The organism is Sporolactobacillus laevolacticus DSM 442 (genome assembly GCF_000497245.1).
GTDB lineage: Bacteria > Bacillota > Bacilli > Bacillales > Sporolactobacillaceae > Sporolactobacillus > Sporolactobacillus laevolacticus.
This window is the reverse complement of sequence record NZ_AWTC01000003.1, coordinates 107522-127766: the sequence shown is the minus strand read 5'-3', so window position 1 is coordinate 127766 and position 20245 is coordinate 107522. Positions and strand designations below refer to the sequence as shown.

23 protein-coding genes and 1 riboswitch are annotated in these 20245 nt (G+C 42.4%); of the genes, 9 read left to right on the top strand and 14 right to left on the bottom strand.

Annotated features, from left to right (window positions below):
- Positions 1–159: 159 nt before the first annotated feature.
- From P343_RS23500 to P343_RS23490, 3 genes are read right to left on the bottom strand one after another with little or no spacing between them, the layout of a single operon-like run.
- On the bottom strand, positions 160–450 hold the full coding sequence (locus tag P343_RS23500) for a thiamine-binding protein (RefSeq protein WP_023509188.1): 291 nt from the start codon (positions 448–450) through the stop codon (positions 160–162).
- A gap of 18 nt (positions 451–468) precedes the next feature.
- On the bottom strand, positions 469–906 hold the full coding sequence (locus P343_RS23495) for a peptidylprolyl isomerase (protein WP_023509187.1): 438 nt from the start codon (positions 904–906) through the stop codon (positions 469–471).
- A gap of 39 nt (positions 907–945) precedes the next feature.
- Positions 946–1593, bottom strand: coding sequence for a phosphatase PAP2 family protein (locus P343_RS23490; protein WP_023509186.1), 648 nt, complete (start codon positions 1591–1593; stop codon positions 946–948).
- A gap of 117 nt (positions 1594–1710) precedes the next feature.
- Here P343_RS23490 and P343_RS23485 point away from each other — a divergent pair, with 117 nt between their 5' ends.
- A complete protein-coding gene (locus P343_RS23485; protein ID WP_023509185.1) occupies positions 1711–2157 on the top strand; it encodes an OsmC family protein in 447 nt (148 codons plus the stop codon).
- Here the strand turns inward: P343_RS23485 and P343_RS23480 are convergent.
- Complete coding sequence (locus P343_RS23480) at positions 2154–2474, bottom strand: hypothetical protein (protein ID WP_023509184.1); 321 nt, start codon at positions 2472–2474, stop codon at positions 2154–2156. The two genes, P343_RS23485 and P343_RS23480, sit on opposite strands and share 4 nt — an antisense overlap.
- A 182-nt stretch (positions 2475–2656) precedes the next feature.
- On the opposite strand from P343_RS23480, the gene fabL reads away from it, so the two are divergent.
- Positions 2657–3412 carry an enoyl-[acyl-carrier-protein] reductase FabL gene (fabL, locus tag P343_RS23475; RefSeq protein ID WP_023509183.1) on the top strand — a complete coding sequence of 252 codons (756 nt, stop codon included), beginning with the start codon at positions 2657–2659 and terminating at the stop codon, positions 3410–3412.
- A gap of 169 nt (positions 3413–3581) precedes the next feature.
- Here the strand turns inward: fabL and P343_RS23470 are convergent, their stop codons facing one another.
- Complete coding sequence (locus P343_RS23470) at positions 3582–4136, bottom strand: superoxide dismutase family protein (protein WP_023509182.1); 555 nt, start codon at positions 4134–4136, stop codon at positions 3582–3584.
- Between the two features lie 144 nt (positions 4137–4280).
- Here P343_RS23470 and mscL point away from each other — a divergent pair, with 144 nt between their 5' ends.
- On the top strand, positions 4281–4745 hold the full coding sequence (gene mscL / locus P343_RS23465) for a large conductance mechanosensitive channel protein MscL (protein WP_023509181.1): 465 nt from the start codon (positions 4281–4283) through the stop codon (positions 4743–4745).
- 200 nt (positions 4746–4945) lie between these two features.
- Positions 4946–5221: a hypothetical protein gene (locus tag P343_RS23460; protein WP_023509180.1), complete on the top strand. Its 276-nt coding sequence runs from the start codon at positions 4946–4948 to the stop codon at positions 5219–5221.
- Here the strand turns inward: P343_RS23460 and P343_RS23455 are convergent.
- Positions 5204–5716: an NUDIX hydrolase gene (locus P343_RS23455; RefSeq protein ID WP_023509179.1), complete on the bottom strand. Its 513-nt coding sequence runs from the start codon at positions 5714–5716 to the stop codon at positions 5204–5206. The two genes, P343_RS23460 and P343_RS23455, sit on opposite strands and share 18 nt — an antisense overlap.
- Before the next feature lie 193 nt (positions 5717–5909).
- On the opposite strand from P343_RS23455, the gene P343_RS23450 reads away from it, so the two are divergent.
- The 3 genes from P343_RS23450 to P343_RS23440 all read left to right on the top strand — a co-directional run bounded on the left by P343_RS23450 (position 5910) and on the right by P343_RS23440 (position 8484).
- Positions 5910–6185 (top strand): YdbC family protein, encoded by a 276-nt coding sequence (locus P343_RS23450; RefSeq protein WP_023509178.1) that lies wholly within the window; start codon positions 5910–5912, stop codon positions 6183–6185.
- 341 nt (positions 6186–6526) lie between these two features.
- Entirely contained in the window at positions 6527–7441 is a 915-nt protein-coding gene (locus P343_RS23445; protein WP_023509177.1) for a 1,4-dihydroxy-2-naphthoate polyprenyltransferase, read from the top strand.
- A 106-nt stretch (positions 7442–7547) separates the two neighbouring features.
- Positions 7548–7674: riboswitch (FMN riboswitch) on the top strand.
- A gap of 204 nt (positions 7675–7878) precedes the next feature.
- Entirely contained in the window at positions 7879–8484 is a 606-nt protein-coding gene (locus P343_RS23440) for an ECF transporter S component (protein ID WP_023509176.1), read from the top strand.
- 86 nt (positions 8485–8570) lie between these two features.
- Here P343_RS23440 and P343_RS36645 read toward each other — a convergent pair whose 3' ends face one another.
- Both P343_RS36645 and P343_RS23435 read right to left on the bottom strand, forming a co-directional pair.
- Positions 8571–8666 carry a YjcZ family sporulation protein gene (locus P343_RS36645; protein ID WP_023509175.1) on the bottom strand — a complete coding sequence of 32 codons (96 nt, stop codon included), beginning with the start codon at positions 8664–8666 and terminating at the stop codon, positions 8571–8573.
- A gap of 103 nt (positions 8667–8769) precedes the next feature.
- Positions 8770–9282 (bottom strand): acyl-CoA thioesterase, encoded by a 513-nt coding sequence (locus tag P343_RS23435; protein ID WP_023509174.1) that lies wholly within the window; start codon positions 9280–9282, stop codon positions 8770–8772.
- A 408-nt stretch (positions 9283–9690) separates the two neighbouring features.
- On the opposite strand from P343_RS23435, the gene P343_RS23425 reads away from it, so the two are divergent.
- Positions 9691–10638, top strand: coding sequence for a 3D domain-containing protein (locus P343_RS23425; RefSeq protein ID WP_023509172.1), 948 nt, complete (start codon positions 9691–9693; stop codon positions 10636–10638).
- Positions 10639–10772: 134 nt separating this feature from the next.
- Here P343_RS23425 and P343_RS23420 read toward each other — a convergent pair whose 3' ends face one another.
- The 3 genes from P343_RS23420 to P343_RS23410 form a co-directional block, all read right to left on the bottom strand.
- Positions 10773–11873, bottom strand: a complete 1101-nt coding sequence (locus P343_RS23420) for a D-alanine--D-alanine ligase (protein ID WP_023509171.1) — start codon at positions 11871–11873, stop codon at positions 10773–10775.
- A 155-nt stretch (positions 11874–12028) separates the two neighbouring features.
- Positions 12029–13291, bottom strand: coding sequence for a M48 family metallopeptidase (locus P343_RS23415; RefSeq protein ID WP_023509170.1), 1263 nt, complete (start codon positions 13289–13291; stop codon positions 12029–12031).
- Positions 13292–13415: 124 nt separating this feature from the next.
- A complete protein-coding gene (locus P343_RS23410; protein WP_023509169.1) occupies positions 13416–14405 on the bottom strand; it encodes a lipoate--protein ligase in 990 nt (329 codons plus the stop codon).
- A gap of 210 nt (positions 14406–14615) precedes the next feature.
- Here P343_RS23410 and P343_RS23405 point away from each other — a divergent pair, with 210 nt between their 5' ends.
- On the top strand, positions 14616–15266 hold the full coding sequence (locus P343_RS23405) for a histidine phosphatase family protein (protein WP_023509168.1): 651 nt from the start codon (positions 14616–14618) through the stop codon (positions 15264–15266).
- 164 nt (positions 15267–15430) lie between these two features.
- Here P343_RS23405 and P343_RS23400 read toward each other — a convergent pair whose 3' ends face one another.
- From P343_RS23400 to hemH, 3 genes are all read right to left on the bottom strand, one after another.
- A complete protein-coding gene (locus P343_RS23400; protein ID WP_023509167.1) occupies positions 15431–18082 on the bottom strand; it encodes a YhgE/Pip domain-containing protein in 2652 nt (883 codons plus the stop codon).
- A 111-nt stretch (positions 18083–18193) separates the two neighbouring features.
- Entirely contained in the window at positions 18194–18766 is a 573-nt protein-coding gene (locus tag P343_RS23395; RefSeq protein ID WP_023509166.1) for a TetR/AcrR family transcriptional regulator, read from the bottom strand.
- A 131-nt stretch (positions 18767–18897) separates the two neighbouring features.
- A complete protein-coding gene (gene hemH, locus P343_RS23390) occupies positions 18898–19845 on the bottom strand; it encodes a ferrochelatase (RefSeq protein WP_031263650.1) in 948 nt (315 codons plus the stop codon).
- Between the last annotated feature and the right edge of the window lie 400 nt (positions 19846–20245).

Genomic DNA, 20245 nt, shown 5'->3' with positions numbered 1-20245 from the left:
AAATTATTATATCACACAGGGAACGTTCGTTCCTCTTTACTGTGCTTTCGTTATTAGCAATATCTTCATCACGATTTTCAATTGTTTATTTTGTTTAAAAAACCCCACAGAGAAATTCACTTTCTCTGTAGGGTTTCTATATTTTAAAAATCAATGCATTTATTTCCGATATTTCCCTACTTTTTCCTCGATCGAGGTGCCTTGGGGTCGAAAATGGATTTTGACCTCCGCCGCCACTTCATCGGCGCCTGCTTCAACAGTCGCGTACACGGTTTTTTTCACCACATCAAGTAATTCATCGAGTTCGCCTTCAAGAATAGTTTCAAGTGCTGTGACTTCATACTTAACCCCGGATTGCTGAATCACTTTAATAGCTTCATCGACCAAATCATACGTATCCTTTTCTTTTGAAAAAGGCAGGATTTGAAGACCTACATTACTGATTGGCATTAGAAAGCGCCTCCCGAATTATTCTTCGTCCCAGACTTTAACTTCTTTCATCACATCGCCGTTTCTCATCGCAAGGACGGTGTCCAGCCCACTTGTGACTTGTCCAAAAACCGTGTGAACGCCATCCAAATGCGGCTGTGGTTCATGAACAATGAAAAATTGGCAGGAGCCGGTATCACGTCCGGCATGCGCCATCGACAACGCTCCGGCAATATGTTTATGTGGATTTCCATCTGTCTCACATTTAATGGTATAACCGGCGTCACCCATTCCGGTGCCGGTCGGGTCGCCGCCCTGGCTGACAAATCCTGGGATTACACGGTGGAAAGTTACCCCATCATAAAAACCTGAATTCGCCAGTTTCTCAAAGTTCACAACTGTATTTGGTGCTGCTTCTGGAAAAAAATCAATGGTAATCACTTGTCCATTTTCCATTGTAATAGAACCTTTTTTCATTAAAATCCTCCGTCCTTATGCTTTCAGTGTGATTTAGTATCAACGCTTTCTATTATATACAAAAATAAGAGTAATCGCCGACAATGCGACAAAAAAGACGCCCGCGAAATAGCCCGCCCATATGTCTGTAAAGTAATGTACGCGCAAAAAAGGCCGACTGAACCCAATTAGCAGAATCATCGTCAGGTTAATAGCTACCCAAACATAACGCGCCCATTGTTTCCTGATCAGCGGCAAAATAAGTAGAATCAGCATGCCGTAAACCGACGACGCATTCATCGCGTGACCACTTGGAAAACTGAAACCTGTTGCATGCACAAGATGCGGAAGATCCGGACGATCTCTCATGACCCAATTTTTTAAAATCTCATTCGCGCCTCGTTCCAACAAATAAACAGCCGGTAATAAAATGAATGCAAGTATTTTTTTCCTGAATAAAAGATAGATCATGAATAAAACAATTAACGGATTTAGGAAATTACTTGATCCAAAATCGGTGAATTTTGTAAAAAAAGCAATGACCGCCGGTTTCCTGATCGGATCAAGCAACTGGATCAGTCGATTATCAATTGCCTGAACAGATGGCTGCCGAATAGCCAATACTAAAACAAGAAAGATAAATACACACGTGAGTGTCAGCCACAGCCATAGAATCATAGATTTTCTGCTGCTCTGTTGCAGCTTCATGCTTATCCCCCCAAAAACGCAAGCATTTTTCCGCCGCTACCTGCATGAACTATGCTACGATAACGTTAAACGCATGTCCTTTCTTTTACCCTATATATACCAAAGGGGGCGATGTTTATGACAGATTTTCAATTTGAATTGCATGGCGAATGGAAGGGTTCCTGGGACGGCGAAGGACAGATCCAAACCAATGGCTTGCACACCACAATTTCTGTTGATTCTTCTATGTCTGGTCGAGGCACTGGTACCAACCCGGACGAATTACTAATCAGTGCACTAGCATCTTGCTACATGATCACACTAGGTATCCGGCTGAAAAAAGAGGCAATCGCATATGATCACATCGAAATCCGTACCGAGGCACTTGTGACTAAAAAAGGTGGCCTTCACGTTGAAAAAGTCACCCATTTTCCAATTATCTATTTGTCCGTTCCACTCACCAATCTTCTGCAAGAACATTTGATTGTCTGTATCCATAAGGCCGAACAAGACTGTGTTATTGCTAAAGCAGTGAAAGGTAATGTTCAAATTGTCATTGATCCAAAATTTGTTGCAGGGAATTAATCTTCAGAATCCTTTTTAAGCAACGCCTTGCCTTTGCAGAACGCAACTTGAGCAAGCAGTACCGATTGCCCTGCTTGTCTCACGGTTTCCTGCACTTTATCCTTATTTTTAGAGATATCCAGTTGAATTAGAGAATAATTACGCGTCAATTCATTTTTTTCACTGATAATTTCTTCCGACTGACGACGCAGTTTTGCACCTGTTTTTGAAATCTTTGCAAGTGATCCGTTCATGAGTTTTAACGTATTCGCTGCGGAAATGACAAACACAATGATTGAGGCAACAACCAGCACAAGACTTAAATAAACAATAATCATGGAATCGATCCTCCTTCAATCACAAAAGCTTTACTAAAATTATCATACCCTATAATAACCAAAAGATCATTTTTGGGTAAAAAGCTTGATCATTTTTTTCTTGTCCTTTTTTTGAACATTTTGATATACTGGATGCAGTTTGTTTTTGTACTGGATTCAGTCATTTGCTAAAGGAGACCAATATGGAAAATAAAGTAGCTTTAATCACTGGCGGAACACGTGGCATCGGCAAAGCGATTGCTGAGAAATTCGCACAAAATGGATACAATCTCGTCCTGAACTATGCACGAAAAAGTTCAAACGCAGAACAAACAAAGCTTGATATTGAAAATAAATATGGTGTCGCAGTTCACATCGTAAAAGCGAACATCGGCGAACTCGATCAAATCGACCAGCTGTTTGAGGCTGTTGAAACAGCATTTGGCAGACTCGACGCCTTTATCAGTAATGCTGCTTCCGGCGTACAGAGACCGATCATGGATATTCAAGAGAAGCACTGGGATTGGACACAGGACATTAATGCAAAAGCTTATTTGTTTGCAGCGCAAAAAGCTGCGAAATTAATGAGCAAGACAGGCGGAGGGCATATTGTCGCCTTGTCAAGCTTGGGTGCTGTACGTGCGTTGCCAAATTATGTAGTCGTCGGCGTTTCGAAAGCTGCCGTTGAAGCAATCACACGCTATCTTGCCGTTGAACTCGCACCAATGAAGATTACCGTTAATACCGTTTCCGGTGGCGCAGTCGATACGGACGCACTCAAGCATTTTCCGAATCGTGAGGAATTGCTTGAAAAAGCAGCCAAACACAACCCTGCAGGACGCATTGTCGAACCGGAGGATCTTGCTGAAGCGGTATATTTCCTTTGCACACCTGCCGCGTTTATGATTCGCGGTCAAACAATCACTGTAGATGGCGGTCTTTCATTACTTGCTGAATAAGACAAAGCACTCACAATAATAATAAAGAACCAGAGGAAATGGTTGTGCATTTCAGTGATGCTGAAATCAGCATCCTGCATGCACCTTGCTTCTCCGGTTCTTTTTTGTTTTTTTTATTGCTTTGTGACAAAAAACCCCTTATCGAATGAGATTAATCACTAAAGCAGGGTCACTTGATCACCCCGCAAAGGATTCTGCCTCCTGAGTTGCCGGACGGCTCTGTTGTCTGATCATCCCCTTTTTCATGAATAATCAAAGCAGATCCATCTGCATCCCGGAGTGAGTTGGGTTTTCCTTCTTGAAGAGTGACTCGAGGATCAAAGAGAACGGTCTTAACGCGACCATGACTATCTGCAAAAATATTTTGCATATCGCCTGCGTGTGGACCAAGAGGATTCTTCAGCCCATGCTTTTTATGATCCGGATTGAAATGCGCTCCGGCCGACATGAAGTCTGGAGGTGTACAGCTACCATACTCATGAAAATGAATGGCATGGATGCCTGGCCTTAATCCCTCTGCTTCCAATTCAATGCGGACACCTCTGGATGTTTCTGTCAGAACTGCCGTGCCCATTTCTTCATTTTTTGCATTAATGAGCGAAACAATCAATTTTTCGCTTTTACTGTTTTTGGCACTTGCTCTCATCTCAGATTGGTTTTCATAGGTAACCATTGTCAACACGAGAATGGCACAGATCACATAGATCAGTTTTCCATACTTCACCCGAATCAACCTCCTGAGTGTAGCATGCTCCGAATGATTTGTTTTTACTCTAGCCAAAATTCAAAAATGTTTCGCCTTTAAAAGTAAGGTCGAAAATGCTATGATTTTGTTTAAATCTTGTCATCATTATAAAGGAGGGCGCTCATGAAAGTAGTAAATGAATTTAAAAAATTTCTGGCACGCGGCAACGTCATTGATCTTGCTGTGGCAGTTATCATTGGTGCGGCATTTGGACAAATCGTTAATTCCCTTGTCAAAGACATTGTAATGCCGCCGATTGGTTTGTTACTTGGCAAAGTAGATTTCAGCAGTCTGTATCTTAATTTGTCCGGGCATGCCTACAGCAGCCTTGCAGCTGCGCAAAAAGCGGGTGCGCCAACCATTAATTATGGTATTTTTATTAATCATGTCATTAATTTTCTAATCATATCTGTAGTTATCTTCTTCGCCATAAGAGTATTGAACAAAACAACCTTGAAAAAACCTGCTGCACCATCCTCGAAAACATGCCCTTACTGCTTTTCATCCATCCCGGTCAAGGCAACAAAATGTGCGCACTGCACGGCGGACCTTCCTAACGAAGAGCAACAGCCTGCTCATACACATTGATCATTAGAGAATTCGCCATTTGTTTCGGCAAAAAAAACAGTTGCTTTTATACAAAAAACGAACCTGGTTAATGATAATTGCCAAGTTCGTTTTTTCATGTAAATGCAGACTAGAATAATTTTTGATTCTGCAGCCTTTTTTCTAATTGCTTATGTATAATGAAAGATAAGTGATTTTGGAGAAAAGGTTGATGTCTTTTTATGAATCTGTGGATGTTACTTGGAATCTTTTTGCTTATTTGCGGGTTAGTGCTGCTTTCTCAAAGAAAAAAAGCTGCTTTGCCGCACTTCATTGCTCGAAGAATCAATAGCCTGAACCGTTTTTTTACTACCTTAAGCATTATGCTCATATTGGCCGGCATTGCCTCAATGCTTGCAACAACACTTACAGGGATGATGGGCTTTGATTTCTGGATTTTATATTATTTGGGTATTTTCGCCTGTCTCATGCTGCTTTTCCTATTTTTGCTCCATTAATTCAAAAGTCGTCATCTCAGGAAGGTTTCGGATTTCTGTGTGAACCAAATCGTCGCCATTGAACGTGCAATGATAGTCTGCCGGCTGTTCATGACGCACATCAAGTACTTTTTCCATAAAGAAGCGCAAAGTTGGGACCGTTCCGAAATTATCCTCAGAGAGAAGCCATGAGACGGATTTTAGTTCCAAAATGCCTTCTCTTGTCGCTCGGGGCAAATTGATCAGTTCTTCCGGTTGCACATTCGCAACGAAAACGTACATACCTTGAGCTGGTTCATGATCCGGATTCCACGTGACAAGACCGCGAAAAACAGGATCATTGATCCGGATTCCGGTCTCTTCCCATACCTCGCGGATGATGCAGTTTGTAGGGGACTCTCCCGCTTCAAGTTTACCACCAATTCCATTCCACGCACCTTGCCACGGTGATTTTTGCCTGTTAATCATAAGTACTTTATCTTCATATTTTAAAAAAGCTATTGTATATTTGAGCATTCCATTCCCTCCATTCCCATGACCGATCGCCATAAATAACCTTACTTGTAAATTATAGCAAATTTGTGACCATTGATTTAAAGAGCATGTATTTTTTACATTATTTAAAAGTCATTCGTTGACAGAACGTCTGTTTGCATATAAAATGTTATCAGAACATTTGTTCAAATTAAAACTTGAGGTGATTATTCTTATGGCAGATTCTAATTCAGAAGTTAGTTTCAACATTGTCGAGCATTTTGGTGTGATCGCAACAGAAAACAGCGGTTGGACGAAAGAACTTAATCTAGTCAGTTGGAATGAACGCGAAGCAAAGTATGATATTCGGAGTTGGGCACCCGACAAGAAAAAAATGGGTCGAGGTGTGACGCTAACCGGTACTGAGTGCGATTCCCTCAAGAGCCTTCTTAACACCCGCTTCTCCCGTACCTCCTCTGCAATCCAGGAAAACACCCAGACAGCACAGTAATAAATCCGTTTAAAGCCTTCATTCACGTATTTCAACACCCCTCTTCTACTTTCAATCTCACGTGAGTATGCAATCTCTCTCCCACATTAAATGATCAAAATCCTGAACAAATTTCACTTTTCCATTTAAAAAATAGTGTCCTTTGCTAGAAAAATCGGAACCCATTTCCTCATGATACTTTTACCAGGCACCCCATGTTGACACGGGCGATTGAATTCCATACACTGAGAATGAAAATCATGTCGAATTCGTGACAATTACCAATCAGCCTAATATTAATTCTATGAAACTCTGAATTCAGCCAAGTTGTTCAGCATAACTAAAAGTGGGAGAGATATCAAATGGGGGAAAAAACACCAAAAAGAAATACAGGATTAAAAAAATGGTGGCAAATGCTGCGTCCGCATACATTATCCGCATCTTTCGTTCCAGTCGCGCTAGGTACAGCACTCGTCTTACCGCTGAAAACACCGAACTTCGGACTATTTACTGCAATGTTGGTTGCTTCGATGCTGATTCAGATAGCAACCAATCTGTTTAATGAATACTTCGACTTTAAAAGGGGCTTGGATAATGCGGAGTCTGTGGGCATAGGCGGCAGTATTGTGCGGGATGGGTTCCATCCGAAAACGATTCTTAGGCTCGCGTTCACTCTTTGTTTTGTTGCCATGTTAATTGGCGTGTTTATCTGCGCAAACAGCAGTTGGTGGATTGCACTAGCTGGTTCAATCTGTATTCTTACCGGATATCTCTATTCCGGAGGTCCTTATCCAATTGCTTACACACCATTTGGGGAACTGGTTTCCGGCCTGTTCATGGGCGTATTCATTATTTGGATCTCCTTTTTCATCCAGACCGGAACACTCACCTTGAATTGTGTGCTCATTTCCATACCGATTGGCATTTTAGTAGGTGGGATTAACATGGCAAATAATATCCGCGATTTATCTGGGGACAAGGAAAAAGGGCGCCGCACCCTTCCCATCTTGCTTGGACGGCCGAAAGCGATCAATGTGCTCGCCAGTTTATTTATCTTTTCCTATGTTTGGATCATCGGCCTCATGATTTTAGGGGTGGAATCTGCCTGGATGCTCATCGTTTTTGCCAGCCTGCCTAAAGCGATTCAAGCCACTACGCTGTTTAGAAAGAAAACAAAGGCGATTCAGCTTATGCCTGCGATGAAAGCGACAGCACAAATGCAAACCTTATTCGGCATCCTTCTGTCTCTTGGTCTAGTGCTTGATTACTTTATGTAAATTAAGATCTATCTGTATCTGCTTTTTCCAAGTACTAGTGCATCAAAGACAAAAATGTTGTTGTGCGTTGTGAGATGTTGTATAATCACTTTGTTAACTGAATATGATGTTCCTTCAGGGCAGGGTGAAATTCCCGACCGGCGGTATTGGTGTTAACCAGAGTCCGCAAGCCGCAAGGCAGATCCGGTGCGAAACCGGGACCGACAGTAAAGTCTGGATGGAAGAAGGATGATGTGACAGTGTTTTTTGTATTCTGTGCATTCTTTTCGTTGCGCTTTTAGTGCGCGGATTTTGTTGAGCCCAAGGGAACCTTCTCTTGGGCTTTCTTAATGTGATCTGAATATGAAGATCCTGGAAAGATGTATGAATAGCCTGCTCATTTGAGGCGAATCACGCTGCGCATGATCCCCACTACTATATTTCATGGGGGTATTTGTATGAACGCTTCACCATTAAAGAAATTGGTTCTGATTTCACTGCTTGCTGCACTTGGTTTTTTGATTATGTTGATTGCTTTCCCAATTCCGCTTTTCCCTGTCTTTCTAACCATGGACTTCAGTGATCTGCCGGCAATCATCGGTACGTTAATCCTTGGTCCTGGTGCTGGAATTGCAATTGAGGCTATTAAAAATATCCTGCACGTCCTGCTCACCGGTTCCCTGACCGTTGTCCCGATTGGCGAATTTGCCAACTTTGTTGCAGGTTCACTATTTATTTTAGTATCTTGGGCTTTCTATCGCCGCAAACCCACTGTTCTGTCTCTTCTGCTTGGGATGGTGACCGCAACAGTGATCATGACTGTTATTATGTCCATTGTCAACTATTACCTGATTTTCCCAGGCTACGCGCTCTTCTTGGGTCTAAGCGTTGACACTGCAGTAGGTATGGCTCAATCCGCTAACAAGAGCATTCATAGTTTGCTGACACTCATTGTTTACGGCATCATGCCGTTTAATCTCCTTAAAGGAGCAGCACTCACTCTGATCATGATTCCGGTCAGCGCTCGATTGAAACATTTTATCCACAAACGTGTGGCTGCCTGATTATCCATAAAATAATTCATTTAAAAACACCCGCAGGAGTTGCCTGCGGGTGTTTCTCGTTCAATCATTATCAGTGTATACAGCCATTAATGCACGAAGGCCGTACCCACAATAATCAACAAAATGAACAGAACAACGATTAACGCAAAGCTGCTGTTGTTTCCGCCGCTAAGTGCACCCATACCGTCACTCGCCCTTTCGTTCGCAATCTATTGAGCCTATGTCCCTTGCCCAACACTACATGTTATGCAGCGTGCACAAATTTGTGTGGACACTGCGCATCATTTATTCCCATGGTTTCCTTAATGTCAGTTTCGAAGTAAATTGCTTCGTCTCCTGTCTACGTGTTTTTCGATTCAAATAACGTTTTTCCGCACTGCTGTAGAGCAGCTGCTCTTCCTCGTTTTCCGGAATTACTTTTGGTACAGGAATTGGTTGACTGTTTTCATTAATCGCCACAAAGGTCAGAAAGCAAGTTGTGCACAAATTTCGCTCTCCCGTGGTCATATTTTCATCAATGATTTTTACGAAAACCTCCATAGAAGTATGGTGGCTCCATGTCACAAATGCTTCAAGGCAAACAGATGATCCGGCAAAAATTGGCCGGAGAAAATCAACCGAATCAATCGAAGCGGTGACGACTAGACTTCGAGCATGACGTGTCGCCGAGATGGCTGCAATATTATCCACATACATCATGAGTTTGCCGCCGAAAAAAGTGCCGTGATTGTTCGTATCATTAGGTAGCACATGAACAGATGTGACCGAAAGCGATTCTCTTGCTCTTTTTGGCTCCATAATTTCCTCCTATTGTAAGGTCTCTATATCGTTTTCAAACCATTTACCACTGCTCATGAATTCGAAAATGATGCACTTATTCCCTTTTTTTTTATAAATTTTATACTTTACTAAAGTATAAATGAAAAGGCTTCCTGTCGCAAAATCTGTGAATTTTAGCAGATTAGGACAAGTTTCACCATATCTTTTCATTCACATATGATCCAACCCCTTCTTTCCCATTAAAAACCATGAAAATTCTCAATAAAATTAGCGAAAAATGTATTGACAAAATATAAAAAGGTGTTCTCATGTTACACAACTGTAATGTTGTTAAAACATGTATGAGATATTCAACGCTTAGAATAGCCCTTGGATGTTAGCTATGTTTTAAACATGGCTTGATCACCTAAGGAGGTTTTCTACTTAATGAATATCATTAAAAGGCTGACGGCAGTGACGAGCTTGACCGTGTGTCTCGGAGTATTGACACCGACGACCATTGTATTCGCCAAGACGAGCAGTACAAATGATAATCACATCATGAAAAGTGAAGATCCTGAACACACAACCCAGGCAATTGGTTTTGCGCCGAACACTCCATCCAGTCAAACAGACAATCAGGAGATCAACATAATTTTCGGAAATAGTTTGCTTCAGCAAGGTGATTCAGGACCAACTGTAGCGAAGCTTCAGGATGAACTTCAGAAACTTGGCTATTACGATGGGCAAATCGACGGGAACTTCAACGACCAAACCTTTGAAGCAGTCGATGCCTTTCAGTCAGACCGTCAAATCACGGATAATGGCGTTGTAGGTCCAGAAACAAAGACCGCACTCTATACTGTCTACCGTAATACGGAAGAAGCAAAAGATTATCAGGAAAAAGCGGTAGAAATCAAAGTTCAGGAAAAGAAAGATGCAGAAGAAAAAGCACGCAAAGCTGCGGAAGCTAGAGCAAAAAAAATAGCGGAAGAAGCGGCAAAGAAAGCTGCTAAAGAAGCAGCTAAAAAAGCAGCAGAACGTGCCAAAGAAAACACGCCGCAGCAGCAGCCTCAAGTGCAAAATACATCTTATCAGCCTAATACGAGCACTCAATCAGGTCAATCGCTTACTGTAGAAGCGACCAGTTATTCGCTTAACGGGCGCTCTGCGACAGGTATTGATTTCAGCAGTAACCCAAACGCAAAAGTCGTTGCCGTCGATCCTAGTGTCATCCCACTCGGATCGAAAGTAATGATTCCCGGATATGGCGTATATGTCGCTGGAGATACAGGTGGAGCGATCAAAGGAAATCGTATTGATGTCCATCTTCCAACGAAGGATCAGGCATTTAATTTCGGGCGCAGAACGATGACAATCACGATTCTTCATTAAAGATGAAGAGCCGTGAAAGCAATTCTACTAATATATATTATTTGAAAAGTCCGGCTTTTCAAATAGATTATTCTATAACAAAGCACCGATGACTCAGAGTCATCGGTGCTTTGTTTGTTTATTCATTTGAGGAATCAGCCATCAATACGATAATGGATCTGCTGCTTCTCGTTATGCTTTTCAATACCAAGGTCTATCAGTTTCTCAATCAATCTCTGATAAGGAAGACCCGTGTGCTGCCAAAGCAGCGGAAACATGCTGAACTGTGTGAAGCCCGGCATTGTGTTGACTTCATTCACAATAACACGTTGATCTTTTTCTCGGACAAAAACATCAACACGTGCGAGTCCTGAAAGGTTCAAAGCAGTAAATGCACGTTTTGCCGTCTCTTCTAACTCAGCTTTCACTTTATCAGATAGATCCGCCGGGATCACAAGAGTGCTCTCACCCTCCTGATATTTCGATTGATAATCGTAAAACGCTGCGTTTTTCGTAATGATCTCACCCGGAACTGATACAGAAAGATCATGGTTTCCGATCACTCCGATTTCGACCTCACGACCGCTGATTCCTTCTTCAATAATTACTTTCGTGTCGTATAAAAAGGCATCAGTAATTGCAGACGAAAGTTCTGTTTCGCTCACGCATTTACTGATTCCCACGCTTGAACCACCATTTGCTGGTTTAACAAAGCAAGGATAGCCAATTGAATTTTTGACCTTAAGAATCATTGAGGGAGCATCATTCTCCCATTCAAAGCGTGAAATTGATAGATAGTTCGGTCCTGGAATGTTGTGCGCTGCAAAGACATCTTTCATCAGTACTTTATCCATTCCTACACTGGAGCCTGCTACACCCGATCCGACATAAGCAATATTCAACAATTCAAACAGGCCCTGAACTGTGCCGTCTTCACCATTTGGTCCATGGAGCAATGGAAAAACGATATCCGGCCTTGTTCCTGCACTTGTTGGCGCTGACGGTGCGAGCCAGTGTTCTGCTGCAGCTTCAACAGTTGTATCTTCCTTGAGCAACAATTGGTCTTTATACGCTAATTTCCCATTAATCTCTCCGCCTGCAATCCAGCGGCCATCCTGTCGGATATATACGGGAAGTACTCTATATTTCTCCAAATCAATCGCATTGATTACCGAAAAAGCCGTAAGCAACGATATTTCATATTCTGTAGATTTTCCGCCGTATAACACTGCGACAGTCTTTTTTTCATTTGCCATTATTAATGCCCCAATTCTTTTACTATGTGTGATGGAAAAGCCATAAATTATTTCTCTTGGTTATGCTTTCAACATTTACTTAGTTTAGCATAATCCGTAAAGAAGAGAGCGTACTTCATAAAAAAAACGAATATTTATGTTTTGGAGCGAGCATTTCACTTATCCAATTTTACATGCTCCAAGTAATTAATTCTTTCGAGCATCGATGGATGATCGTACTGAATCCATTTCACTAATGCGGGAGGATTCATTTCGCTCAAGCTGGAGGCAGATAATTTCTGAAAAGAAGAAATCGCCGCTTGCTTGTTTTGTGTCATTTCAATCGCGTATTGGTCCGCCTGACGCTCGAAATGGCGAGATACCGCATTTTGGGCCGGCTCGCCCGCAAACGATAGGAGGGACAGTACTAATAAAAGGATTGGCAAAGCGGTTAGGTCTCCAGGATGCGACAAGTTGAGCCGAGTTCCCCACCGGACGGCAATCCACAGATGAATTTTCGCCGCAATCCAGAGGGTTACAAGCAACCCAAGTAAAGCGGCTGCCGTTCCCCAGATGATATGATGCATGACATAGTGCCCCATTTCATGCGCCATCACAAAAAGGACTTCGGAATGACTGAGCTTTTTAACTGTTGTGTCCCAAAGTACAATGCGCAGATGCGACCCGATGCCATTCACATAAGCATTCATTGCATTTGTTTCGTTCGACATATCAACTTCATAGACATTATGTGCCGGGATTCCCGCATTTGAAGCCAAGTGAAGGATTTCTTTCTTTAATTCACCATCCTGAAGGCTCTGAAAATGGTTATACAAAGGATCAATCACGACGGGCTGTAGATACATGATAAATAGGATGAATGGAATCGAGAGCAGCCATGCCGGAAACCACCATCTCTTCGGATATCTACGGATCAGGAAAAACACAGCGAAAATCGCGATAAACCCAATCAGTGTATTGACGGCAACACTTATTCCCTGATCTTTCAGCCAATCCGAAAACGGCTGCACTGATATTCCATAGTGCACTGACAGCTGATGTGATGCAAAGTCCACCGGGAGAAACACAATAGCCAGAATTAGAGAGAGTGTGACATAGCACAAAAACATCTGTACGATAAAAAGTGGTGAGATCCGTTCAGAATAACGTTTAATCCAATGTGAAACACCGCTAATCAGCACAAACAGATAAACCGCCCATTCCAGCGGAATCTCCGCAAACGAAAGAAAATGACGCCAAGCGTTAAACACACCGCTTTCAGCCAGCTGTTGCTTGTTCATAAACAAGGAGGGATCTGCTGCGGTTCCTTTCGCATCTGCAGGTATCATCGATTTTGACCAAACGAAAAAATATGCAGCCATTGCTAACAGATAGATGGCGTACAAAACAATAAACCACCAAATCGTTTTTTTCTTCAAGAAGGACCCCCCTCTAACACATCAAAAAAGATTGTCCGTCTTCACTTCCAGGGACGGGCTATTATCAATTTAGTCCGCGTTTCACAGGTTTAGAACAAGCATATTCCAATTCAGTAAAATAGGATTAGAAAAAGGTCGACAGCAGCTCTTCCTCACTAATTTTCCCAAAATAGTAATGGCAATCCATTGAGCTCACTTTCTCAGCAATTGCGCTCGGATCATATTTTGTCCCAATTAACTGTTTTTCAAATTCCTGAACGTCTCCAACTCCAAAGAAATCACCAAAGATTGAGAGTTGTTCAATGGCTCCCTTTTTGACATTCAGACGAAGATCGAGACGTCCACCAGGGAAACGGCGTGCTTTATGCACGTTAAATTCAGGAGATTTTCCATACACCCAATCCCAATTACGGTACCTTTTTTTCGCAATATTGATGATATTGATCCAGTCTTCATCCGTCAGTCTGTATTCGGGTACATGTTCTTCACCTTCGAAAATATAATGAAGAAGCTGTGACTTAAACTGCTGAATATCCATATCTTCCGTCAGATGTTCACGAATGTTGGTGACGCGGCTGCGCACCGATTTAATCCCTTTCGATTCGTATTTTGCCGGGTCAGGGTTAAGTGCTTTGGAGACATTGTCTAAATTCACATCAAAGAGCAAAGTTCCATGGCTGAAGATTCTTCCCTGCGTGACAAATTGAGCGTTACCGGAAATTTTCTTCCCTTCTACCGTCAGATCATTACGTCCCTCAAGTTTGGCATCAACACCCATATGGTGAAGAGCTCGAATAACTGGCTCTGTAAACTTTCTGTAGTTGTTAAAACTATCCCCATCATCCTTAGCAATGAAACTGAAACTCAGATTGCCCGGATCATTGTAGACTGCTCCGCCACCGGACAAGCGGCGTGTCACCGTAACATCGTGGTTCATAATGTAATCCATATTCAATTCTTCCGCAGTATTCTGATTTCGTCCGACAATGACAGTTGGCGCCATTCGATAGAACATTAAATATGTTTCGTTGATATCCAGATAATTCAGTGCGTATTCTTCAAGAGCAAAATTAAGTGTCTGATCAAGCAGATCACGATTGTTTAAATAGATCATTTCAAATCCCTTCTTTCTTATAGTTACGGTCTCTCTCCTTAATCTTAATTCCCTTATTGTTATCCGTCTAGCGACAGGATGCTGTATTGAATGGGCTCCTTCTTTCGACATTTTATACGTTCTTCACTTTACAACTGCTGCATATTTACGCTAATCTAAAGGTGATTGAACTTCAGGGACGGTGCAAACACAGCTTTTGGGAGGATTTCGATGAAGACCATTTATTTTGTGAGACATGGACGGACATTATTTAATCATCTTTGGAAGGTACAGGGCATTTCGGATACACCACTGACTGATATTGGCGAGCAGAAGGCTGCCGAATTAGGTGCGGTCTTTAAAGCACAAAATATTTCGTTTGATGCAGCTTACACAAGTGATCTAGGCAGAACGAGGCGGACATCTAGGCTAATACTGGACAATTCCGCAAACCCAGATCTTTCGCCAATAGAAACCAAAAACCTGCGTGAAGTAAGCTTCGGCATGTTTGAAGGTGATCCGAATGACGAAGCATGGGGACGTGTGAGCGAGGAAATGAATATACCTGAACTTCGCGGCGATTCACCAGATGAAATTAAAATCAGAGCACTGGCAGCATTGAAGGAATTGGATACGACCGGCTTAGCCGAGAGTTATGATGATGTAAAAACGCGAATCAACGCTATATTGAGCGTCTTCGCTCACGCTAAAGAAGAGACCTTTCTGGCTGTCAGCCATGGCCTTTATATCAGCTGTCTGATCTACATGCTTTCTGAAGAGAAAATTCATGTGTCCGCCATTGAGAATACCAGCGTCACGAAAGTGATTTTCGAAAATGGTGTCTTTAAAATTGCTTATATCGGCCGTACTGAGAATTTATAAAGGTCGCCAACTGAGAAAACTCGGCTTTTTAATGCCGAAATGAAGCAGTGCCTTGGGTGCCCGGATTCATCGATAAATGCAATTATATGTTCTATAGCACGCTCATTAAGACGAAAAACCAGACTGAGGGATGTCCTCAGCCTGGTTTTTCTGTGCACAATTTATTATTCAGCCGGTATATTTTCTGAATAGCGACCTGTCTTCTTGTCTTTATTGGTTAAGTGGAATTTTACCGAAAACGTGATAACGCTCAGAAGAAGGCCGCCAACGATAAAGAGTAACAAAATCGAAACGTTCTGTTCGAACAGTTGATGCTGGTGACCATCGATAATGTTTCTGAATCCATTAACACTATAAGTCATTGGCAGAATATGTGATACGGACTGCAGCCATTTTGGTATCAATTCGATCGCATAGGCACCTCCACTTGTCACCAGCTGGAAGATCAAGATGACGATCGCAATGAAGCGTCCTTCGTTATTGAACGATCCGGCAAGCCATTGAATAACCGCCATGTAACTCATACTGGTTAACAGTGTAAATGCGACGAAGGTCCATGGATGGTCAACTTGAAGGCCGAGCCCTTTTAAGACGACAATATCGATGAGCAGCGCCTGACCGACAGACATCAGGATTGTTATGAAGAACTTGCTGAGCGCGATGTTCCATCCTGCAGTCGCCAGTCCTGCTGGTTTACCAAGATCATAGATGATCGTCAGAAGCAATGCGCCGACATAAAGACCTAGTGAAATAAAATATGGTGCAAAACCAGAACCAAATGTATTTACCGACTGATGAGAGCCGTCAATCGAGGTTACAGGCTGCGCAAACTTAGACGCATGCGCGTTGTTTGTCGGCGTCTTGGCAAGCTGATTATGCGCATTGGTAAGATTGTCTCCCAATTTCGTGTTGCCATCATAAATTTTCTGAGCGCCGTCTGCAAGCTGATTCGTGCCCGTTTGCATCTGCTTTGTTCCATCTGATAATGACTGTACACCTGTAACTAATGAGCTAGCACCATCAGCCAGCGTTGATGTGCCGCTCGCTAACGAGGCAGATCCGCTGGCAAGACTAGCGGAATTGCTGTTTAGCAGATTGACACCGCTGTTTAATGACTGGGCACCCTGTGCAGCCTGATTCACACTAGAAATAATGAGAGGAATACCATTGTTTCCTGCTAGTTGTGCCGTTCCATTACTCAATTGCTGAGATGCAGAAGTCAATGTTTCTCCTGAACTCGGATCTCTCTGTTGAAGACTGCTCACCACTCCGCTTTTTATTTGCGCTGCTGTAGTTGAAGCCGTCTGCTGAGCGACTTGCTGGGCTGTTGAAAAAGCGGTTTGCGGTGCGATTTGTTGGGCTGTTGTATAGGCTGTCTGTGGTGCGATTTGCTGCGCCGTCGAGAACGCCGTTTGCGGTGCAATTTGTTGAGCTGTTAAGTATGCTACCGAAGGTGCGATCTGTTGAGCAGTGCTAACAGCCGTCTTTTTAATTGTGTCTTCCACTGATTTCTGCAGATCTGATGAAATCGCTTCTGTAATTTGAGTTGGTAGTTGAGTCTTAAGAGCACTGTTAATTGACTCTGTTATCTGACGCGCAGCTAAATCAGATTGTGCTTTAATATCTCCTGCTTGATTAAGAGCTGCATTTTCAATTTCCGTTTTAGTAGCCGAGACAATTGCTGAAGATGAAGCTTCTATAGCTGTTTGGTTACTGGTAACCTGTTGAAGTGCTCCATTTTCAATAGTTGTTTTATTGCTCGCAATTTGTTGCTTCGCACCATTTTCTATCGCCGACTGGTTACTGGCAATTTGTTGTTGAGCAGATTTCTCAATAGTGTTTCTATTTCCGGTAATTTGCTGTTTCGCAGCTACTCCCACTGCTGCAGGATTTATAGAACGATTAATCTGATTAGGCAAGCCTTGAATAATTGTATTAAATTCTTGCATGCCACTATTTAAGCTACTGATGTTAGACCCGAGATTCTGCTTTTGAATCCCGCTATTTAATTGATTCAGTCCGGAAGCAAGCTGACCGGAGCCTGGTACAATTTGGCCGTTCACAACATTCGTGTACTGCTTCACACCATCATTAAGCTTCTGTGCACCGTCATTCAATGCTGAAGCACCACTGGCGATCTGGGTTGAACCGTCAGTTAATTGATTTGTACCTGTCATTAATTGTTTAAAGCCACTTTTTAATGTTTTTAGTCCGGCAACTTCACTTTTGCTCCCCTTTGCAAGGGTACGCGATCCTTTTGCAGCATCACTAAGCCCGCTCGTCAGTTTATTAAGTTGTGTATACATTGATTTGGCATAGGTTTTTGTAATTTCGTTTGCAACACGCGTTTTTAACTCTTTTATCCCCATATCTGCCATTCGGGATGCAATGAAGTTATAATCTGCATTAATCCGATAGTGCAGATTGGCAGGTTTCATTTTCTTGTCTGCCAAGGTTGTCGCATTTTTTGAAAATGAAGCAGGAATGCGAACTGTCATAAAGTAATGATTGTGGCTGAATCCATATTGAGCTTCTTTTTCACTCACAAACTTCCAATCGAATTCATTGTTCTTTTTGAGCTTCTTTATAAGGTCGTTTCCTGCGTTCAATTGCTTCCCTGCAATCTTTGCACCACTGTCTTGGTTCACTACAGCCACCGGAAGATTTCCTGTCTTTCCAAACGCATCCCAAAATCCGTAAAGGAACATGCCTGCATAAAGCAGCGGAACACACATTACTGCAAGCATTACCACAATATTGTGCGGTTTTGCAGCAATAGCTTTCAGTTCCGCAACAATCAAATGAATGACATTCATAAAATACCCACCTTCTCTATTTGTTAAAAATTAATCAAGCAAAGTTTATGATTCAAAATGACTATTTTGGTCATTTAGTCATTTTTCGTCAAAAAAATAACGGTTTCCCCATTATTTTTTTAAACCTTTTACAAAATAAATCTCGATTAAGTCAGCAATCTCATCACTGGAAAGCGGAGAATGGCGCTGCTCCCAATCGAACACTAGCGCAATGTACAGTCGCAGGACGACAAAAGCGGTCACTTTTGGATCGCAGGGGATGATTTCTCCCTTAAGCTCCGCCTTTTTGATGAACTCTTCCATAAATCCAAGAATGGCGTCTTCAATATTCGCTAGTGCCTGTTGAGCTTGCGCGGTTCCAATTTCCTTAAGTTCCTGAGTGAGCTTGATCGTCAGCTGATGCTCTTTGCGCATTTCAAGAACGCTATAAAGAGCACGATGAAGATTGGTAAAGAAGGTATCATTTTCATGAATGGCGTTCGTCGCTACCTTTTTTATCCTTCGGATGAATTGATTCATGATTTCGTAGAATAATTCTTCCTTATTCGTAAAAAAAGTATAGATCGTCCCCTTTCCGACATTAGCCACGCGTGCGACCAAGTCCATCGTTGTCGCTTTATAGCCGAATGAAGCAAAGGTCTTTTCCGCTGCAGCAATGATGTTTTCTTTTCGATCAACAGCCATTTCCATCACCGTTTTCAATTTTTGACTAAATGAACAATTTGGTCATTTGGTTTCAATAGACATTTTACTATGGATCCGCTAAACAGGCAAGAACAACCAGCTGTAAAAAATGGCTGATCATTATGAACAAATCATGCCTGGCTATCCGCTGGTTTCACCGCACAAGCTCGTAAGACTGCCGACGCGAGTGCATCAATGAATACAGGATCGGTATCGGGCATTGGCGGACGATGATAGATTGCGCCAAGTGATTCAACAAGTTTGCGGCATTCCTGATCATTGTCATAGAGAACTTCCAGATGTTCGGCAACAAAACCAATCGGACAAAAAATAAAATGACGATAACCCTCATTCTGATGGAGGATCCTAATCTGGTCGAGCACATCAGGACCAAGCCAAGGTTCACCGGTTTTTCCGGCGCTCTGCCAGGCCTGAGCAAAATGGGCAATTCCGGATTCTGAAGCAAGCTTTTCAGCTGTTTCCCGTATCTGTTCAGGATATGGATCACCATTTTTAAGAATTTTCTCTGGTAAGCTGTGCGCCGTAAAAAGGACGACCGTCGTGTCATGTTCTTTCTCGGGAATAGAAGCAAACGTCGTGCGAATCGCACGTGACCAGAAGTCGATGAAACCCGTTTCCTCAAACCAGCTCTTAATCGATGTAATATTTATATTGCCAATTTCTTGCGCTTTGCTTTGTGCTCGATCGATATAAGACTGGACACTGAACCTGGAGTAATGCGGAGCAAGTGCAAGCGACACAGCCTCTTCTATGCCCTGGTCTCGCATGGCGAGTACGGCATCTTCGATAAACGGATGAATGTATTTCAACCCGAGATAGGCTTTGAACCGGAAGTCGGACTGTATAGCATTCAGCCTATTTTCCAGAGCATCTGCCTGCTCTTTTGTTAATTTTGCCAATGGGGAAGAACCCCCGATTGCTTCGTAACGTCGCGTAAGATCCGCAATCTGCTGATCGCTCGGTCTGTGCCCATGACGTATCGCCGTATAATAAGGAATTATATCTTCTTTTTGGTAAGGCGTTCCATAAGCCATAACAAGTAAGCCTATTTTTTTCATTTTGGCATCACCCTTCATTATGTTTCAGTCTTCAATTGAATGCCTATGAATTAAAGAAACTCATCCAAAGGCTCGCGTGCAAACATGTATTATTCTATCTCTTTTTCTTTGCTATGACGAGAAAATACCACCCGAAAGAGAAAAAATGCTAGAAACGGTACATCCCCTCCGATTGTCAAGAAATCGCGCATTGAGTTTGATGAAGAAAGCTGTCAAATTCAAGAGAACGGTTGAAAAAGCACATAATTCGGAATAAAATAAACTATTGTTTATAAGATCTAAACCTTTGTTCAAGTGGTGAATTCACACCACGTACCCTACATACCTATTTTGTGCCGCACTTCAACCCTTTGAGGGACTCGCTTCAATTATATTTATCAATCAAGAAAGTTGAGGACTT

Excerpts from the sequence above, each read along its gene's own strand:
- P343_RS23500 (WP_023509188.1), bottom strand. The coding sequence starts at position 450 with ATGCCAATCAGTAATGTAGGTCTTCAAATCCTGCCTTTTTCAAAAGAA.
- P343_RS23495 (WP_023509187.1), bottom strand. The coding sequence starts at position 906 with ATGAAAAAAGGTTCTATTACAATGGAAAATGGACAAGTGATTACCATT.
- P343_RS23490 (WP_023509186.1), bottom strand. The coding sequence starts at position 1,593 with ATGAAGCTGCAACAGAGCAGCAGAAAATCTATGATTCTATGGCTGTGG.
- P343_RS23485 (WP_023509185.1), top strand. The coding sequence starts at position 1,711 with ATGACAGATTTTCAATTTGAATTGCATGGCGAATGGAAGGGTTCCTGG.
- P343_RS23480 (WP_023509184.1), bottom strand. The coding sequence starts at position 2,474 with ATGATTATTGTTTATTTAAGTCTTGTGCTGGTTGTTGCCTCAATCATT.
- fabL (WP_023509183.1), top strand. The coding sequence starts at position 2,657 with ATGGAAAATAAAGTAGCTTTAATCACTGGCGGAACACGTGGCATCGGC.
- mscL (WP_023509181.1), top strand. The coding sequence starts at position 4,281 with ATGAAAGTAGTAAATGAATTTAAAAAATTTCTGGCACGCGGCAACGTC.
- P343_RS23460 (WP_023509180.1), top strand. The coding sequence starts at position 4,946 with ATGAATCTGTGGATGTTACTTGGAATCTTTTTGCTTATTTGCGGGTTA.
- P343_RS23455 (WP_023509179.1), bottom strand. The coding sequence starts at position 5,716 with ATGCTCAAATATACAATAGCTTTTTTAAAATATGAAGATAAAGTACTT.
- P343_RS23450 (WP_023509178.1), top strand. The coding sequence starts at position 5,910 with ATGGCAGATTCTAATTCAGAAGTTAGTTTCAACATTGTCGAGCATTTT.
- P343_RS23445 (WP_023509177.1), top strand. The coding sequence starts at position 6,527 with ATGGGGGAAAAAACACCAAAAAGAAATACAGGATTAAAAAAATGGTGG.
- P343_RS23440 (WP_023509176.1), top strand. The coding sequence starts at position 7,879 with ATGAACGCTTCACCATTAAAGAAATTGGTTCTGATTTCACTGCTTGCT.
- P343_RS36645 (WP_023509175.1), bottom strand. The coding sequence starts at position 8,666 with ATGGGTGCACTTAGCGGCGGAAACAACAGCAGCTTTGCGTTAATCGTT.
- P343_RS23435 (WP_023509174.1), bottom strand. The coding sequence starts at position 9,282 with ATGGAGCCAAAAAGAGCAAGAGAATCGCTTTCGGTCACATCTGTTCAT.
- P343_RS23425 (WP_023509172.1), top strand. The coding sequence starts at position 9,691 with ATGAATATCATTAAAAGGCTGACGGCAGTGACGAGCTTGACCGTGTGT.
- P343_RS23420 (WP_023509171.1), bottom strand. The coding sequence starts at position 11,873 with ATGGCAAATGAAAAAAAGACTGTCGCAGTGTTATACGGCGGAAAATCT.
- P343_RS23410 (WP_023509169.1), bottom strand. The coding sequence starts at position 14,405 with ATGATCTATTTAAACAATCGTGATCTGCTTGATCAGACACTTAATTTT.
- P343_RS23405 (WP_023509168.1), top strand. The coding sequence starts at position 14,616 with ATGAAGACCATTTATTTTGTGAGACATGGACGGACATTATTTAATCAT.
- P343_RS23400 (WP_023509167.1), bottom strand. The coding sequence starts at position 18,082 with ATGAATGTCATTCATTTGATTGTTGCGGAACTGAAAGCTATTGCTGCA.
- P343_RS23395 (WP_023509166.1), bottom strand. The coding sequence starts at position 18,766 with ATGGCTGTTGATCGAAAAGAAAACATCATTGCTGCAGCGGAAAAGACC.
- hemH (WP_031263650.1), bottom strand. The coding sequence starts at position 19,845 with ATGAAAAAAATAGGCTTACTTGTTATGGCTTATGGAACGCCTTACCAA.